The following is a 15,942-nucleotide window of genomic DNA, read 5'->3' as shown; positions in this document are numbered from 1 at the left end:
ATGAGTATAATGACTATTTTTATTCTTTGGGGTCATTTATGTCTGAACCTACGATCAACTCAATATGTGAATTTTTACATGCAGCAGGTTCTCAATTTAAGATCATTGATATGGGTCGTGGTCTGCGTACTTTGACAGAACAAACGTTTTTAGAAATCGAGTATCAAAGACAAGCCGTCCCTTTTCCGCGGCAGCAACATATGTGGCTAGGCTGTATTTTTTGGAATCCGAATTTATCTGACCAACAATTCATTTGGTTTTTAAAACTACCACTAGATGAAAGAGGATTACTCAATCAAGCTGCTCGAAATATGTTCTTGGAGAAAGTCGTTGAGGCACTAGGCGCTGATTTAGGTTTATCTGAGGAGAAAAATGGGGAACTTGGCGACAATCCTTTTACTTTCACACCGACACAAACCCAGCTTGCGCATTTTTCCGCTCTGGCCAAAGTTCAACTAGACTTACCCGCTACTGACTTAACTTCGGCTCTGGCTTATATCGCAGAACCAATGAAAGTAGACTGGCAAACACTCAGTGTGCAAAGTATCGCTGAACTCACCATCAGGCACGCATCCCCTGAGATTTATCCATTACTAAACAAGCACTTAGGACAATTACATGGCCCCGTCTTAAAAATGCTGTTCGAGGGTTTGGAAAACTGTGAATTACATAAACCGCTGGCGATAACTATTGCCAAACAACTACAGGATTTTATTGCTGATTATGCGACATATACTGACCAGGTACATTTATGTATAAGAGCTTTGGCCCAAGCTTCCCTAGAATTACAGGTTAAATACTTAAAACATATTTTAGCTCTTCCATCCCTAGAAGTGGATACACTCATCCTCCTAAGTGCACGCTGGATGAATGCATTGTCTGCCACCCCTAATGATTTGGATCGATTTTTAGTACATTTAACCCATTGTGAAGATGATGTGTTTATTGGTTTGTATCAGGATTTAGTACAATTACCTAATGTTAGGCCGGTTTTATTGGGACTCATCCATCAAAAAACAGCTTCTCCTGTTATTTTAACGAAACTCCAATCCATATTAGAGCAATAGCAGATGGCAATATCCCTATTAGAAATTTTGCTAATCGTCATATTTTGTGCGCTCACAGTATGGTTTTGGCGCATTCGAGAGAATGCGGAGCGTGTCAGGCAATTTGCTCAACAATATTGCCAAAATCATCATTTACAATTTATCAGTATCGCACGTAAAAACATCACCTTTTGGCCTAAAAATGATAAAAAAGTCGGCTTAATTGAATATTCATTTTGTTTCTCTGGCGATAAAGAAACTGCTTATGAGGGGATTATTTCTGTGTACAAGGGCAAGATTAAACAGATTGATTTACCAGCGTATCGCATTAATGAAGATGTGTAATTGGACATAAAAAAAGGCAGTTAAATGAATAACTGCCTTCGTGATTTCGAGTATCCTTCTCAGCGTTCCCTTGCTACAATAATCATCCCGATTAACTTCCTTATACGCCCCTTTCCTTTTTATCCAACTCTTCCTAAGCTGGCCGCGACTCCATCCACGGGTCCCTTTCCTTGAATCCAGTCCGAAGTTGTACATCCATACTACAACCTACTTCCATCCTGGAATTGTTCCATATGGTCATCATGACCATTGTCCTGTTCCTTTGTCCTTGTTCAGTCTAGCTTCCATGCATAACTATTACCCGAAGGCTTGTCCTTATGACTATTGCAAGTCAATCCTGTGTCCTTGAAAAAATATCATCCTGATATTTTATTACCCGAAGGCTTGTCCTCATGACTATTGCAAGTCAATCCTGTGTCCTTGAAAAAATATCATCCTGATATTTTATTGCCCGAAGGCTTGTCCTAATGACTATTGCAAGTCAATCCTGTATCCTTTGTAGAATCTCATCCTGAGATAATATGACCGTATGGCTTGTCCAAAACTTTACATTTCAACCTTGAGTCCTTGCTAGTCTCTAATCCTTTAAACACTATTGCTTTGCAGCTTGTCCTTGATGTCTTCCTGACAGTCGTGTTCCTGAGTGACAAGATAGATAGTATAGGTTTTATACTGAGCTGCATTATAGAATATAAAATAATTGGAAATTTATCAGTGAATAAAAAAAATGTGATCCACTTTAACTGATATAAAACAATGAGTTATATGAATTGTGAGCAATCTGGGGATAAAAAAAACGCATTAGCTTACATCACTGTAGGAGATTTCTTACATAAGAAATCACAATTTACTCTGCCTCCCTCATGCTTTTGTACATAATTCGTCCAGTTATGCCTGAAGTCTGTAATTGTTTGATGTGTTTAAACCCACCATCGTCAAAAAATGACAAACATTTTTCTAAGGTCACATACACAGCAACACCAACGGATGAAGGATCCTGATGAATAATTTCATTGATACCTGCCAACAAAATATGACCGATCCCTTGGTCTTGATGCTGAGGATGCACGCCAATGAAAGAAATCATGTGACAATTTTGTGTCGGTAGATTTTCTCTAACATGCTTTTCTTTGGCGAGTAAATTTTGTGTACCCAAAAAACCAGCCGTCAACAACATACGCAAGCGCCAATGCCAATAACGTCCATGACCAAAATCAGGATTAGGACCAATTAGACAAGTAACGGCAACCAATGATGATGATCGATATACACCTAACATTGGTTGCTTTGCTTCCCAAAACACATGTAATTCTTCGCGGATCGCAGAACGCAACCGCATTTCATAACCTTCTTCGTCTACTTTAAAAATATCTTTAAATAGAGGATCCTGAAAATAAGCATTATAGAGAATAGAAGCCGCAATTTTCAGATCTCCAGAAGAAAGATACTTGACTTCAAAATCAATATCTTCTTGGTCATATTCGATTGCGTTTGAGGGCATACACTTCTCCATATTAAAATACGAAATTAACATTTATTTAACACTATACAACAGTTAATAACAAAAGCATAAATAATGTTGTTTAAGGCCATAGTAATGAACAAGACGCATCAATGCTAAAGAGCACCTAAATAGGAATTCCCCCAACCCACAACTTGTTGATCCAAGAATATAATAGGTGTACATTCATCTTTGGTTGTGATGCCATCTTTTTCTACTCGTTGCGTACGATAGTAAAGCACTTGATAGCTTTTTTCGCCAACTTTAATGACCTCATTAAAATCAGCTGACCCCATTTTCTCACTAACTGTTTGGAGTGTGTCATCCAATTTTAGCATTTGTAAATGTTTGCGATTATTCAGTACACGGTCTTCCCAAGCATCTGAGTACTCTCTAGCACCTTCCCTAAAATCATCGCCATCGACTGCGATTACACATCCACCAAGCATTACACTACTTGCCATTAATGCCACAACAGATGTGAGCTTTAGTCTTGAATTCATATTTTCTCCTTAAATTGTGCGCATTACACATCGTTGTGTATTTAGCGCCCCATTGTAAATAACTGGCTGGTCATAATGCACATCGCCATTGTCAGGTAAAACAATATGTCAGCCGGTGTTCCTCGACATATTGTAATATAGCTTTGCACTCACCATGCCAAATAATAAGTTATTGTTTTTAAATGCTTTATTTAAAAGGTGATTTTTAAATATGGTGTAATAACTTAAAAAGTGTAGAATTTCGCTAAATAATGGGAACAAATTAGTTCAGCGACTATGAAAAGGTATATATGACATCTTCGAATCAAACCAGCATCTTACAAATATGCGCTCAGATTGAAGCGAAAGGCCTCACTATTTCGAGTGGTTTAGTGAAAGCAAAACTCAGTGAAAAACTACCTTTACCACAAATTTTAGCTGGCATAGCGGCTTACAAAAGTGGTGCTCGTGCGACCAAAGGAAGCCTTCCAGTGACAGAATCCACGACGCCAAAAGTAGATAGTATCCCTACATCACCACAAGGATTATTGACTCTGATACAGCAGCAAAATGCTCAAATAGAACGTTTACTCGTCGATGTTGCCGAATTGAAATCTCAGGTGCAGGCCCTACAAAAAGAAAGGTAATGATTAGATCATTGTGCAGGAATGAGTTGGTCAATAAACGTTGGTAAATCTGGTGCTAACTCCACTTCCCATTCTTTGCCGAGTCGTTCAACGACCACCGCTTGGGAAGCAACATCCACAGCAATAATTTCTTCATCATCTTCGGTAAAACCAATAAAAATAGTATCGCGTTGACGCAAGCGTCTTTTCATTAACACATGGCCTATGATGTTTTCTTGTAATTGATGGAAATCTTCCTCATTCCAAATTTGTAATAATGTGAGATTTTTCCCTGCAAAATGCACCTCTAAATGATGCGCAAAACAGCTACAATAGAAGTCTGATAACGCTGGAGGTACTACTAACTCTAACGCTTCATTTAGATTTGCTAAACTAGCCGCCGTTCTTGGTTGCATTATCCATCTTAGTTGAGCTCCATTTTCTAGTGCATCTAATTGCACGCCCTTTTCAATTACTAAGCAAGGAGATACCCAATCTCTATCAAATTCAATAATGGGTGAGACGTTTTTCACGTATGTTTGGACAAATTGTTGCCACTGTTGTTGCATCATAGTGATCTCCTAGGTATTTGTACTGTATAATATTGCATATTGGTTATTTAACGAATCATGTATACAGCATCACATAGCGCGTAGTCACTACTTGCTGTGCTCGATTAAAGATATTTTATTGTACACCAGCGGCACATTCTTTGTTAGCAATGCTGTGCACCAATCCAACCATGAATAGAGTAATACATGCCTGAATATGCAAATAAACAAGCGATACAAGCACTGACTTTGGGTAAAACTGTTGAATACAAATCTACTTACGCCCCTGAGTTGTTGCAACCCGTACCTCGTCAATTAAATCGTGACGATTTAGCGCTTACAGGGAATGATTTACCCTTTCACGGGAATGATCTATGGAATGGCTATGAACTTTCTTGGTTACAACCTAATGGCCTGCCGCAGATTGCCATTTTGCGTTGTAGGATTGACGCATTCTCCAAAAACTTAGTTGAATCAAAGTCCTTCAAACTCTATCTTAACAGCTTTAATAACTCGGTTTTCACCTCAACACAGCAGGTAAAACAGACTTTGCAAAAAGATTTGAGCGAGTGTGCTCAAGGAGAGGTGCAGATTACCATCATTCTGCCAGAGGATTTTCACTTAAGTTCGTTTAGTACTTTACCAGGTCAGTGTATCGACCAACAAGATATAAGCATCTGTGAATATGCTTTAAATCCAAAACTGCTAAAAGTAGAAGAACCTGAGGTGATGGTCACAGAAACCTTGTATTCGAACTTACTCAAATCCAACTGCCTAGTAACCAATCAACCGGATTGGGCTTCAGTTGTCATAAAGTATAAGGGTCCAAAGATTGATCAAGCCGCCCTCCTGCGTTACATAATTTCATTTCGTGAGCATAATGAGTTTCATGAGCAGTGTGTTGAACGGATCTTTATGGATTTAACCCAATACTGCGCGTGTGAAAAACTCACTGTTTACGCCCGCTATACTAGAAGAGGTGGACTTGACATTAATCCGTTCAGGTCGAATTTTGAACAGCCCGTAGAGGATCTGCGAACGTTACGACAATAACGTGATGCGCTTGTAGCAACAAATAAAATAAGACTTATTATCAACTTTACTTTATGCTGTAAGTGTCGATATATAGATGTTGTCAAAAGGAATCATTCAACATGTCTGCTATCATCGATAAACCGACTATCAAAAAAATTGATGCTCAAGAAAGTGAGCTTAAACCAGCGCCACAAAACGATGTTTTTGTCCTCAAAGATAATATTATTACCCAACTTAGTGAGTTGTGTTTGGGTAAGTACCCGACTTTAGATAGTGTTTTTCAAGATCTGATTAGTTTAGTACACAAAGCGCCTAATGAATTGGCTTTACGCACTAAATTAAAAACCTCTATCAAACGAATTACGGCTTATCGAACAGGTAAAACCCCAAAACTACTCGATACCGAACAAGCTTATCTAGCAACCGTTGGGCAGGAATTTGGTGAATTTAAAACCAAATTAGACTCGTTGTCTGCAGTATCAGAGACGTCATCTGCTAACCGTGCTTTTCTCAATGAAGAAATTCAGCAGTCTGTCCAGAGTATTGATGAAACGTTAAGTTCGTCAGAATCACTCGAAACATTAAAGAAAGAGGTGTCAGAGTACATTGAATCGGTACAAACCAGTATGGACCAGCATAATCAAAAGGAACAAGTCGCGTCCAATAAACTGACCTTTTTACTCAAGGGTATGCAACATAAAATTGCGCAACTAGAAGAACAAACCCAAGCTTATTCGGAACAATTACGGATAGCAAACCTCCAAGCACAAACCGATAAATTAACCAATTTACCAAATCGGATGGCTTGTGATAAAGCCGTTGATTCTGAAATACTGACTGTTGGAAATAGGAAAAATGGTACGGCGTTGGCTGTTTTTGATATCGATTATTTTAAAAAAATAAATGATACCTATGGCCATATCGCAGGTGATAAAATCCTACAATCTGTGGCCCAGTTTTTACAACAACATGTTAAATCCCCTAATTTTGTTGGTCGCTGGGGTGGCGAGGAGTTCTTGTTGATGTTTGTGGATACCACACCTGAAGCTGCAGCGACAAAAGCAAATGACATTTTAGATAAATTACGCCAGTTATCTTTCAACTTCAATGATGAGAAGTTCAAAATCACGGGTTCACTAGGGATTGGACATACCTTTGCAACATGTCCAGTGGAAATGATATTTGCAAAAGCTGATATCGCTTTATACAAAGCTAAAATGAATGGTCGTGACCAAGTACAAATGGGCTAACGGCAAAGCCATTTCTGACATGATTAACTGAGGGAATCGTTTAATGCATAAAGTACAACTCAATCCAGTGGGCTGGATGAGTCAATTATCACAATCAGAAATGAAATCTGTGACCGCATCACATCACCCTGAACGTTATCAATTATTTCGCCGTTGCTGTCTAGCTGTGTTAAATAGCGGTGCAGAAACTGACGATATGCATAAATTAATGTCGGATAACGAGAACTTCCAAATCCATCTCATCAGAAAAGAGCGTGGCGTTAAAATCGAACTAGAAAACCCACCGTCACAAGCTTTTGTGGATGGCAAGTTAATTACAGGGGTGCATGAGCATCTATTTTCGGTGATGCGTGATTTATTGTACATGGAAGATAAATACCCCCAAGGCGTTTGTCAGCTCACCACTCCAGAAAAATCAAATAGTGGTACTCAGCTGGCGACTGGGCAATGCACTGATTTAGTCTTTGATATGCTACGCCACGCTAATGCAATTTCTACTAATGAAGACTTAAACACTATCGTCTGTTGGGGGGGGCATTCGATCCGTCCCCATGAATATCAATACACCAAGGAAGTTGGCTATCAACTCGGTTTAAGAGAATTTAATATTTGTACAGGATGTGGGCCAGGAGCAATGAAAGGTCCAATGAAAGGCGCGGCAATTGGACACGCTAAACAACGTGTTAGTAATGGACGTTATATAGGGATCACAGAACCGTCAATTATTGCAGCTGAACCACCTAATGCAATCGTCAATGAATTAATAATCATGCCTGACATTGAAAAACGTTTGGAAGCTTTTGTGCGTTTTGCGCATGGGATCATTGTTTTTCCTGGCGGTGCAGGAACAGCTGAAGAGTTGTTATACATTCTAGGCGTATTATTACAAGCTGAAAACCATCAGCAAAAAATCCCTCTAGTCTTAACCGGGCCTCAAGAAAGTGAAAGCTATTTTATTGAACTCGATAGTTTCATCAAAGCCACCCTAGGTTTTAAAGCAACTCAGCTATATACGATTATTATCGATGACCCCAAAGCTGTGGGACAGTTTTTTGCCAAACAACACCAAGATGTCAAACAAGCCAGACGTAATATTGGTGACTCTTATGGCTACAATTGGTCACTCCAAATTCCTAGTGCAATGCAACACCCTTTTGTTCCCTCTCATGAGAATATGGCTGGACTGGATTTACATTTAGAACAACCTATCGGTGATTTAGCAGCTACCTTGCGTTGTGCATTTTCGGGAATTGTTGCCGGTAATATTAAAGCAGAGGCCGTACAGGATATCGCCCAAAAGGGACCTTATCAACTCAACGGAGAGCCTAAACTCATGAATCTGCTTGATAAGTTATTACAAGCATTCGTTGCACAAGGACGCATGAAACTGCCAGGCACCCAATATGAACCTTGTTATATTATTGCGCAAACGCATAACGAATAACCAGCAAATAAATGGTCAAAACACGCCTTGCCACCTGAACCAATGCTAAACTTGAAGAATGGCGCAGACATATTTTAAATAGTGTAAATACGACCATTTGTGTACTACTTTCATCGTATTTATCCTGTTTATCTCTAGAGAATATCTTTAGCATAAGATAGAATGCGCGCGTTTAGCGGTTTAACATTTAAACCCACTTTATTTTACATTTTATTAAGCAAGGACATTTAATGACTCAGCAAAGAATTACTGTTATCAAAGGTGACGGTATTGGTCCAGATATTATTGATGCTGCCACTCAAATCCTAGATAAAGTCGGTTGTGACTTTGCCTATGATTATGCAGATGCAGGTCTGATGGCTTTAGAAAACCACGGCGAATTATTACCACAAGAAACCTTAGAACTTATCGCGAAAAACAAAGTTGCATTGAAAGGTCCCTTAACTACCCCAGTGGGTGAAGGTTTTACTTCAATCAACGTTAGTCTACGTAAACAGTTTAAATTATACGGTAACGTGCGCCCGGTTTTATCGTTTAAAGGGACTAAAGCGCGATATGAAGATATTGATATCATCACGGTACGTGAGAATACCCAAGGTATGTACTCAGGTTTAGGACAAGTTGTCTCAGAAGATGGTACAGAAGCGGAAGCAAAAAGTATCATCACCCGTGAAGGTGCTGAGAAAATCGTAGAATTTGCTTACGAACTTGCGCGTCGTGAAGGTCGTAAGAAAGTGACTGCCGTGCACAAAGCAAATATCTTAAAGTCAACTTCAGGCTTATTTTTAAAAGTCGCACGTGAAGTAGGTGAACGTTATCCTGATATTGAGTCGGCAGAGATGATTGTTGACAATACTTGTATGCAGTTAGTGATGAACCCTCACCAGTTTGATGTGATTGTGACTACGAATTTATTTGGTGATATTTTATCAGACCTTTGTGCAGGTTTAGTCGGTGGTTTAGGTATGGCTCCTGGCGCAAATATCGGTGAAGATTGTGCTATTTTTGAAGCGGTTCATGGTTCAGCTCCTGATATTGCAGGCATGAATTTAGCGAACCCTACCTCAGTTATTCTCGCATCTATCCAAATGTTAGAGTACTTAGAAATGGGTGACAAAGCAGAACGTATTCGCACGGCATTGAAAGATGTCATCGAATCAGGTGACCGCACTACTCGTGACCTTGGCGGTGAACACGGTACTACTGATTTTACTGCTGCAGTACTAGAGCGTTTGTAAAAATCAATATAAAACCTGATAAGTAAGGATTTATGATCACTGCTTATCAGGTTTTTTTATGCCTAAAAACAATTCTTAAACGCCCTACTTCGGTTTAGTTTTTCCTAAAACTGTCCTAATAAGTACTAATTTTTCCGACATAATCTACATACGTTTTACTTTTGAAACGTATTATTTGAGGAAAATATGATGCAAAAATATATCAAACTATTCAGTCTTTCAGCATTCCTGATGCTCAGTGTCCAAAGCTTCGCATGGGAAGAAATGGATAATGGCCTATCTGGAAAAGTACATGTAGTGACGGAAAACTTTGACCAAATTGATGTCAACAAAGCTGACGCAAAGACATTTGCTACGTTACCTGGTATCGGTCTGAAAAAAGCTCAAGCCATTGTCCATTATCGCGAAGCCCACGGTGAGTTCACCGACATTGAACAGCTAACAAAAGTCAAAGGGATTAGTGATAAATTACTCTTAAAAATTAAACAAAAGGTCGCCGTCTACTAGGCATTAACGAGGACTTAGAGCATTAACGTGTACTAAGCGCTAACGTTTACAAAGCGTTATTTGACCCATAAAAAAGCCCAAGTATAGTGATGGATATGCTAAAATAATTAGAATCGTCTACTATGGACTTGAGCATTTTTAGACGGTTAACTCAATCGGTAAATACGTATGAATTAACTATGCACGACTTAACCGTTCATATCTGCTAAATAACGTTTAAAATCTTCACCTAACTCTGGATGGCGCAAAGCAAACTCAACATTTGCCTTCATATAGCCCAGCTTTGAACCACAATCATGGCTTTTGCCTTTCATGTAATAAGCATCCACTTGTTCCAAATTCATCAACGTCGCAATAGCATCGGTAAGTTGTACTTCACCACCGGCGCCTGCAGGTGTGAACTCTAACAGTTCCCAGATTTTTTCTGATAATACATAACGACCGACCACGGCTAAATTCGAAGGCGCATCTTCTACATCAGGTTTTTCCACCATTCCGTGAATTTTGGCTGACTCACCTTGTGCTAAATTGGCACCATCGAGATCAACGACACCAAATTTATTCACTTCAGCTTCTGGCACTTCTTCTACCAGCACTTGTGATACTCGAGAGGTATTGAACTTAGAAACCATTTCAGCAAGGTTATCTTTGCGTAAATTACTGGCTACGTCATCCATAATCACATCAGGAAGAACAACAGCAAACGGTGCATCACCGACAACTGGATGAGCACACATTATCGCGTGACCTAAACCATTTGCAACACCTTGACGGACTTGCATGATGGTAACGCCTTTGGGCACAATCGCTTGCACTTCTTCCAATAATTGACGCTTAACACGTTTTTCTAAGGTAGCTTCTAACTCAAATGAAGTATCAAAATGGTTTTCAATACTGTTTTTCGATGCATGCGTAACCAGTACGATTTCTTTGATTCCAGCAGCTACACATTCGTTGACTACATATTGAATCAATGGCTTGTCTACTACTGGTAGCATTTCTTTAGGGATGGCTTTAGTAGCCGGTAACATACGTGTGCCTAATCCAGCAACAGGAATAACGGCTTTGGTAACTTGACCCATTAATGACGTCCTTTTATTGATAATCCACGACCAATTCCATAATACGCTAAACCGTAGTCGGCGACAAATTCTGGTTCAAACAAATTACGACCGTCAAAGACGACTTTGTGCGCTAACGTAGCTTCCAAATGGGTAAAATCTGGTGCCCGAAAAGACTGCCATTCGGTACAAATAGCTAACGCATCAGCACCGACAATGGCGGCTTCTTTTGTACCCACTAATTTCAAATCTTCCCTATGACCATAAATACGCTGTGCTTCTTCCATTGCTTCCGGGTCAAATGCCTGCACGATCGCACCCTGTTCCCATAAATTTTCCAACAAAACTCGACTTGAGGCTTCACGCATGTCATCCGTGTTAGGCTTAAAGGATAACCCCCATACTGCAATGGTTTTGCCTTGTAAATCACCAGCAAAGTGCGTCATCATATAAGCGAATAATTTCTCTTTTTGACGAGAATTGACATCTTCAACGGCTTTTAAAATCGATGCTTCGTAGCCAATTCCTGTTGCACTTCTGATTAAAGCTTGCACATCTTTAGGAAAACAAGAGCCACCATAACCACAACCAGGATAGATAAATTGATAACCAATACGTGGATCAGAACCAATACCTTTACGCACATTTTCAATATCTGCGCCAAAATATTCTGCTAGATTAGCCATTTCATTCATAAATGAAATTTTGGTGGCCAGCATACAATTAGCCGCGTATTTAGTTAGCTCAGCACTGCGAATATCCATTTTTATCACTCGGTCATTGTTGCGATTAAATGGATAATATAATTCACGTAATCGCTTTTCTGCGTAATCACAATCCGTACCCAAAATAATCCGGTCAGGGCGCATGCAATCATTAACAGCTGCACCTTCTTTTAAAAATTCAGGGTTGGAAACAACAGAAAAAGCGACGTCTTTTTGCAGGTCACGTAGACAGGTAGAGATTTGTTCTTTGACTTTGTCAGCTGTCCCCACAGGAACAGTAGATTTGTTAATAACGACTGTACGGCGAGTCATATGCGTTGCAATCGTCTCTGCCACTTTTAAAACATACTGTAGATCAGCTGAGCCATCTTCATCCGGCGGTGTACCAACTGCAATAAACACTACATCTCCATGTTCAATACCAGCTTTGGCATCAGTAGTGAAGTCTAAGCGTTTGGCTTCATAATTCGCTGTGACTAGCGGAGTCAGTCCTGGCTCATAAATGGGAATAATTCCCTGTTTAAGAGCATCGACCTTGTTTTGATCGATATCGATACACGCAACATCGTGGCCTACTTCAGCTAAAACGGCAGCTTGTACTAAACCCACATAACCAATCCCAAATACTGTTACTTTCATTTTAATCCCTTAAATGATTTGTGTTTAACTAGTTGTTATTTCTAATTGCAATTTATGCATATACTATCGGCAGCGTATTCATAATTTAAAGATAGTCGGGATTGAAAAAAGTGAGACATTTTTCACTAGATTTTGAGTAAAAAATCAACAATATCTAAAAACTATGTATCATTATTGTTAAATCAACTATGATATGACTCGTTTTCAAGCTGTCGACAGGTATAACAATGACAACAAAATCAATCGATACAGGCTTTTTTGGCCACCCGAAAGGGTTACAAACTTTATTCATGACTGAGATGTGGGAGCGCATGAGCTACTACGGTATGCGTGCATTACTAGTCTTATTCATGACGGCTTCTCTCCAAGAAGGTGGTTTAGGTATAACCGTAGCCACAGCGGGTGCTATTTATGGTTTATATACCGGCGCCGTCTATTTTATGGGCTTACCTGGGGGATGGTTAGCTGACCGTTTAATCGGTGGGCAAAATGCAGTTTGGTATGGTGGTATTATCATCATGCTGGGACATATTATTCTGGCTATCCCGACGGCTAGTTCCTTCTATATTGGGCTTATTTTTGTCGTTTTAGGTACTGGCTTGTTAAAGCCAAATATTGGTGCCATCGTGGGTCAGTTATATTCTGCAGAAGATCGTCGTCGGGACTCTGGGTATACTCTTTACTATATGGGGATTAACATCGGTGCCGTCATTGGTTACACCGTGTGTGGCTACCTCCAAGAAGAATGGGGCTATCACTATGCATTTGGTGCTGCAGCAGTGGGTATGGCGATTGGTTTAGTGCAATTCCGTTTAACCCGTCCTAACTTACAAGGTGTTGCGGATGGTCCTATTCAACCTCTTTCACCTGCCGCCCAAAAACGTACTTGGGGTATCGTTGCCTTATTCTTAGTCATTGTTGCTGTCGTGACTGGCGCCACGATGTCAGGCACATTGATTATTAACCCTGTACCCGTTGCGAAAAGCGTTGCTGTTATTTTTTGTAGTATTTTCTTAATTTACTTTGGTGCTATTTACTTCCGAGGCAACCTCAATACCAACGAAAAGAAAGGTATGGGAGCACTCTTTTTAATCTGTGTTGCATCCGCGTGTTTCTGGTCTGGTTTCGAACAAGCCGGTTCATCTCTCAACTTATTTGGTCGTGATTATACTGATCGTATGATTGGCACATTTGCCATAGCTACAGCCTGGTTCCAATCTGCTAACTCATTCTTTATTATTATCTTATCGCCATTCTTTGCAGCTTTGTGGATCAATCTTGCCAAACGCATGATCACCCCTAGTTATAGTGTTAAATGTGCTTTAGGTCTAATCATAATGGCCAGTGGTTTTATTGTGATGTTTTTCGCCTCACAATACGCAGCATCGGGTCTTAAAGTTGCACCATACTGGTTGGTTGCTACTTACTTCCTACACACTGTCGGAGAGCTTTGCTTAAGTCCAGTGGCCTTGAGTGCGGTAAGTAAGTTATCGCCACGTCGCTTTGCTGGTCAAATGATGGGGGTTTTTGTCTTAACTTATTCAATAGGCAACGTAGTTGCGGGATTATTATCAGGTAACTTTGATCCTAATAACGTTGAGCAAATGCCGAACTTATACTTGCAAATTAGTTTGTTTGGTATCGGTGTAGGGATTGTTTTAGTCTTGCTTTCTTTCAAAACAAAATTTTGGGAAGACGCTGCAGAAAAAAGTGCTATTGCAGAAGCAAAAGCCTAAGTAAGCAAAAAAGGCACATAGCTAATCATGTTGCAGTTAAGGTGTATTCATTCTTAGTTATGTACTAAATATATAGTTCCCCCGTATAATAAAGACCTACTTTATAAAAAAGTGGGTCTTTTTATGTCTGGTTTTACGTTTACGTCACTATTCACAGACACAACTCTTATTTATGATTATAGGTACTTCATGAAATTTTATTTTTCTACTCGCAATATTCCAGGCTTAGAAGACAAATCCTTGCTTGAGCGAATGACCTTATTAAATGAGGCAGCCAAAGCAATGACTATCCCTGAAAAAACTATTTTTAATGTATTAAAACTCATCGTTTTAGTTCCTGTATTTGTGCTTATATTACGAGTGGTTGAAGATTGGACCTCTCTTTTGTGGGCCGCTTTAGTGCTGCTACTCTACCCTCTTATTGTCAAACCAATTCAACATTCCTTATGTGCCAAATACATCAAAAAAGAATCATAAAATATAAGTCTGTTTTAGCATGATAAAATCATCAAAACAGACATACCGAAACCTTCATCCACAATGATGCTAAGTTAAAAATTCAATAACAGCGCCGATAAAACTACATACCCAAAAATCTTTACTATACTAAAAAGTGAGTAAACAATTAAAAGGATGTAGTTGTGACCAAAATACTTGTTACCGGAGGATCGGGTTATATCGGTTCTCATACTGTCTTACAGTTACTAGAAAGCGGCCAAGAAGTCGTTGTCATTGACAATCTATGTAACTCATCTCCAGAATCATTGAAACGGGTAAGCGAACTGACAGGCAAGGACATCACTTTTGTCAAAGGTGACATTCGTAACTATCATGATTTAGCAGAAATTTTCAGGAATCATAATATATCTCACGTTATTCATTTTGCCGGTCTTAAAGCAGTTGGAGAGTCTGTTTCAGCTCCTTTAAACTATTATGAAAATAATGTATTTGGGACCATTAATTTGTGTCACGTAATGCATAATTTTGGCGTAAAAAATATTGTTTTTTCTTCATCGGCGACTGTTTATGGTGATCCCCAAGCGCTGCCCCTAAAAGAAACCATGCCGACTGGGGTACCTACTAATCCCTACGGACATTCAAAGCTAATGGTAGAGCATGTCTTACGAGATTTGTATGCTTCTGATAATTCTTGGAATATCGCGTTATTACGTTATTTCAACCCTGTTGGTGCACATGCCTCTGGTCAAATCGGTGAGGACCCAAATGGGATCCCAAACAACCTTATGCCTTTTATTAGCCAAACAGCAACAGGTAAACGTGCTGAATTAGCTATCTTCGGTAACGACTATGATACCCATGATGGTACGGGTGTTCGAGATTATATCCATGTAGAAGATTTGGCTAACGGGCATTTGTTAGCTCTACAAGCACTTGATAAAAAGCCTGGTGTATTGACAGTAAACTTAGGTACCGGTACTGGCTATAGTGTTCTGGATATGGTCAAAGCCTTTGGTGCAGCCAGTGGCGTCACAATTCCTTATAAAATCGTAGCGAGACGCACTGGAGATGTAGCCGCGTGTTATGCAGATCCGAGTTATGCAAAAGAAACTCTCGACTGGGAAGCTCATAAAAACCTGGCAGATATGTGTCTTGATACATGGCGCTGGCAATCACAAAACCCGCACGGTTATGGGAGCTAAAATGGCAATTAATGGGGAATAAGCGATAAAAGTTGCATTATCGCTAGTTTAAGAGGAAACTTGACTATGCCAATAAGGATGTAGGAATACACAAG

Annotated in this window: 16 protein-coding genes; 11 read left to right on the top strand and 5 right to left on the bottom strand. The window is 39.6% G+C overall.

Going from position 1 to position 15,942, the window contains the following annotated elements:
• The first annotated feature begins 38 nt into the window (after positions 1 to 38).
• Together NLF92_RS02265 and NLF92_RS02260 are read left to right on the top strand one after the other, a co-directional pair.
• Positions 39 to 1,067 carry a DUF3549 family protein gene (locus NLF92_RS02265; RefSeq protein WP_254098440.1) on the top strand — a complete coding sequence of 343 codons (1,029 nt, stop codon included), beginning with the start codon at positions 39 to 41 and terminating at the stop codon, positions 1,065 to 1,067.
• 3 nt (positions 1,068 to 1,070) lie between these two features.
• Positions 1,071 to 1,391, top strand: a complete 321-nt coding sequence (locus NLF92_RS02260; RefSeq protein ID WP_254098438.1) for a DUF3301 domain-containing protein — start codon at positions 1,071 to 1,073, stop codon at positions 1,389 to 1,391.
• A gap of 847 nt (positions 1,392 to 2,238) precedes the next feature.
• On the opposite strand, the gene NLF92_RS02255 is transcribed toward NLF92_RS02260, so the two are convergent.
• Positions 2,239 to 2,892, bottom strand: coding sequence for a GNAT family N-acetyltransferase (locus tag NLF92_RS02255; RefSeq protein ID WP_254098436.1), 654 nt, complete (start codon positions 2,890 to 2,892; stop codon positions 2,239 to 2,241).
• Positions 2,893 to 3,008: 116 nt separating this feature from the next.
• On the bottom strand, positions 3,009 to 3,395 hold the full coding sequence (locus tag NLF92_RS02250) for a DUF3192 domain-containing protein (protein WP_254098434.1): 387 nt from the start codon (positions 3,393 to 3,395) through the stop codon (positions 3,009 to 3,011).
• A gap of 290 nt (positions 3,396 to 3,685) precedes the next feature.
• Between NLF92_RS02250 and NLF92_RS02245 the strand changes: the two genes are divergently transcribed.
• On the top strand, positions 3,686 to 4,021 hold the full coding sequence (locus NLF92_RS02245; RefSeq protein WP_254098432.1) for a hypothetical protein: 336 nt from the start codon (positions 3,686 to 3,688) through the stop codon (positions 4,019 to 4,021).
• Between the two features lie 8 nt (positions 4,022 to 4,029).
• Here the strand turns inward: NLF92_RS02245 and syd are convergent, their stop codons facing one another.
• Positions 4,030 to 4,572, bottom strand: coding sequence for a SecY-interacting protein (gene syd / locus NLF92_RS02240; RefSeq protein ID WP_254098430.1), 543 nt, complete (start codon positions 4,570 to 4,572; stop codon positions 4,030 to 4,032).
• A 186-nt stretch (positions 4,573 to 4,758) separates the two neighbouring features.
• Here syd and queF point away from each other — a divergent pair, with 186 nt between their 5' ends.
• The 5 genes from queF to NLF92_RS02215 all read left to right on the top strand — a co-directional run bounded on the left by queF (position 4,759) and on the right by NLF92_RS02215 (position 10,025).
• Complete coding sequence (gene queF / locus NLF92_RS02235) at positions 4,759 to 5,604, top strand: NADPH-dependent 7-cyano-7-deazaguanine reductase QueF (RefSeq protein ID WP_254098428.1); 846 nt, start codon at positions 4,759 to 4,761, stop codon at positions 5,602 to 5,604.
• Positions 5,605 to 5,705: 101 nt separating this feature from the next.
• Complete coding sequence (locus NLF92_RS02230; protein ID WP_254098426.1) at positions 5,706 to 6,836, top strand: GGDEF domain-containing protein; 1,131 nt, start codon at positions 5,706 to 5,708, stop codon at positions 6,834 to 6,836.
• Between the two features lie 43 nt (positions 6,837 to 6,879).
• Positions 6,880 to 8,280 carry a nucleotide 5'-monophosphate nucleosidase PpnN gene (gene ppnN / locus NLF92_RS02225; RefSeq protein ID WP_254098424.1) on the top strand — a complete coding sequence of 467 codons (1,401 nt, stop codon included), beginning with the start codon at positions 6,880 to 6,882 and terminating at the stop codon, positions 8,278 to 8,280.
• Positions 8,281 to 8,510: 230 nt separating this feature from the next.
• Positions 8,511 to 9,518, top strand: a complete 1,008-nt coding sequence (locus tag NLF92_RS02220) for an isocitrate dehydrogenase (RefSeq protein ID WP_254098422.1) — start codon at positions 8,511 to 8,513, stop codon at positions 9,516 to 9,518.
• Positions 9,519 to 9,707: 189 nt separating this feature from the next.
• Positions 9,708 to 10,025: a ComEA family DNA-binding protein gene (locus tag NLF92_RS02215; protein WP_254098420.1), complete on the top strand. Its 318-nt coding sequence runs from the start codon at positions 9,708 to 9,710 to the stop codon at positions 10,023 to 10,025.
• A gap of 188 nt (positions 10,026 to 10,213) precedes the next feature.
• Here the strand turns inward: NLF92_RS02215 and galU are convergent, their stop codons facing one another.
• Together galU and NLF92_RS02205 are read right to left on the bottom strand one after the other, a co-directional pair.
• Positions 10,214 to 11,107: a UTP--glucose-1-phosphate uridylyltransferase GalU gene (gene galU / locus NLF92_RS02210; RefSeq protein WP_254098418.1), complete on the bottom strand. Its 894-nt coding sequence runs from the start codon at positions 11,105 to 11,107 to the stop codon at positions 10,214 to 10,216.
• A complete protein-coding gene (locus NLF92_RS02205; protein ID WP_254098416.1) occupies positions 11,107 to 12,450 on the bottom strand; it encodes a UDP-glucose dehydrogenase family protein in 1,344 nt (447 codons plus the stop codon). The genes galU and NLF92_RS02205 overlap by 1 nt, the downstream gene beginning before the upstream one ends.
• A 227-nt stretch (positions 12,451 to 12,677) precedes the next feature.
• Here NLF92_RS02205 and NLF92_RS02200 point away from each other — a divergent pair, with 227 nt between their 5' ends.
• From NLF92_RS02200 to galE, 3 genes are all read left to right on the top strand, one after another.
• Entirely contained in the window at positions 12,678 to 14,186 is a 1,509-nt protein-coding gene (locus NLF92_RS02200; RefSeq protein ID WP_254098414.1) for a peptide MFS transporter, read from the top strand.
• Between the two features lie 189 nt (positions 14,187 to 14,375).
• On the top strand, positions 14,376 to 14,663 hold the full coding sequence (locus NLF92_RS02195; protein ID WP_254098412.1) for a DUF6170 family protein: 288 nt from the start codon (positions 14,376 to 14,378) through the stop codon (positions 14,661 to 14,663).
• 164 nt (positions 14,664 to 14,827) lie between these two features.
• Positions 14,828 to 15,847, top strand: coding sequence for a UDP-glucose 4-epimerase GalE (gene galE, locus NLF92_RS02190; protein WP_254098410.1), 1,020 nt, complete (start codon positions 14,828 to 14,830; stop codon positions 15,845 to 15,847).
• Positions 15,848 to 15,942: the final 95 nt, after the last annotated feature.

It is taken from the genome of Opacimonas viscosa, from assembly GCF_024199005.1.
In the GTDB taxonomy this organism is placed as follows: domain Bacteria; phylum Pseudomonadota; class Gammaproteobacteria; order Enterobacterales; family Alteromonadaceae; genus Opacimonas; species Opacimonas viscosa.
Note: the sequence above shows the minus strand (reverse complement) of the source record. Positions and strands in the feature narration are given on the sequence as shown.

Excerpts from the sequence above, each read along its gene's own strand:
- NLF92_RS02265 (WP_254098440.1), top strand. The coding sequence starts at position 39 with ATGTCTGAACCTACGATCAACTCAATATGTGAATTTTTACATGCAGCA.
- NLF92_RS02260 (WP_254098438.1), top strand. The coding sequence starts at position 1,071 with ATGGCAATATCCCTATTAGAAATTTTGCTAATCGTCATATTTTGTGCG.
- NLF92_RS02255 (WP_254098436.1), bottom strand. The coding sequence starts at position 2,892 with ATGCCCTCAAACGCAATCGAATATGACCAAGAAGATATTGATTTTGAA.
- NLF92_RS02250 (WP_254098434.1), bottom strand. The coding sequence starts at position 3,395 with ATGAATTCAAGACTAAAGCTCACATCTGTTGTGGCATTAATGGCAAGT.
- NLF92_RS02245 (WP_254098432.1), top strand. The coding sequence starts at position 3,686 with ATGACATCTTCGAATCAAACCAGCATCTTACAAATATGCGCTCAGATT.
- syd (WP_254098430.1), bottom strand. The coding sequence starts at position 4,572 with ATGATGCAACAACAGTGGCAACAATTTGTCCAAACATACGTGAAAAAC.
- queF (WP_254098428.1), top strand. The coding sequence starts at position 4,759 with ATGCCTGAATATGCAAATAAACAAGCGATACAAGCACTGACTTTGGGT.
- NLF92_RS02230 (WP_254098426.1), top strand. The coding sequence starts at position 5,706 with ATGTCTGCTATCATCGATAAACCGACTATCAAAAAAATTGATGCTCAA.
- ppnN (WP_254098424.1), top strand. The coding sequence starts at position 6,880 with ATGCATAAAGTACAACTCAATCCAGTGGGCTGGATGAGTCAATTATCA.
- NLF92_RS02220 (WP_254098422.1), top strand. The coding sequence starts at position 8,511 with ATGACTCAGCAAAGAATTACTGTTATCAAAGGTGACGGTATTGGTCCA.
- NLF92_RS02215 (WP_254098420.1), top strand. The coding sequence starts at position 9,708 with ATGCAAAAATATATCAAACTATTCAGTCTTTCAGCATTCCTGATGCTC.
- galU (WP_254098418.1), bottom strand. The coding sequence starts at position 11,107 with ATGGGTCAAGTTACCAAAGCCGTTATTCCTGTTGCTGGATTAGGCACA.
- NLF92_RS02205 (WP_254098416.1), bottom strand. The coding sequence starts at position 12,450 with ATGAAAGTAACAGTATTTGGGATTGGTTATGTGGGTTTAGTACAAGCT.
- NLF92_RS02200 (WP_254098414.1), top strand. The coding sequence starts at position 12,678 with ATGACAACAAAATCAATCGATACAGGCTTTTTTGGCCACCCGAAAGGG.
- NLF92_RS02195 (WP_254098412.1), top strand. The coding sequence starts at position 14,376 with ATGAAATTTTATTTTTCTACTCGCAATATTCCAGGCTTAGAAGACAAA.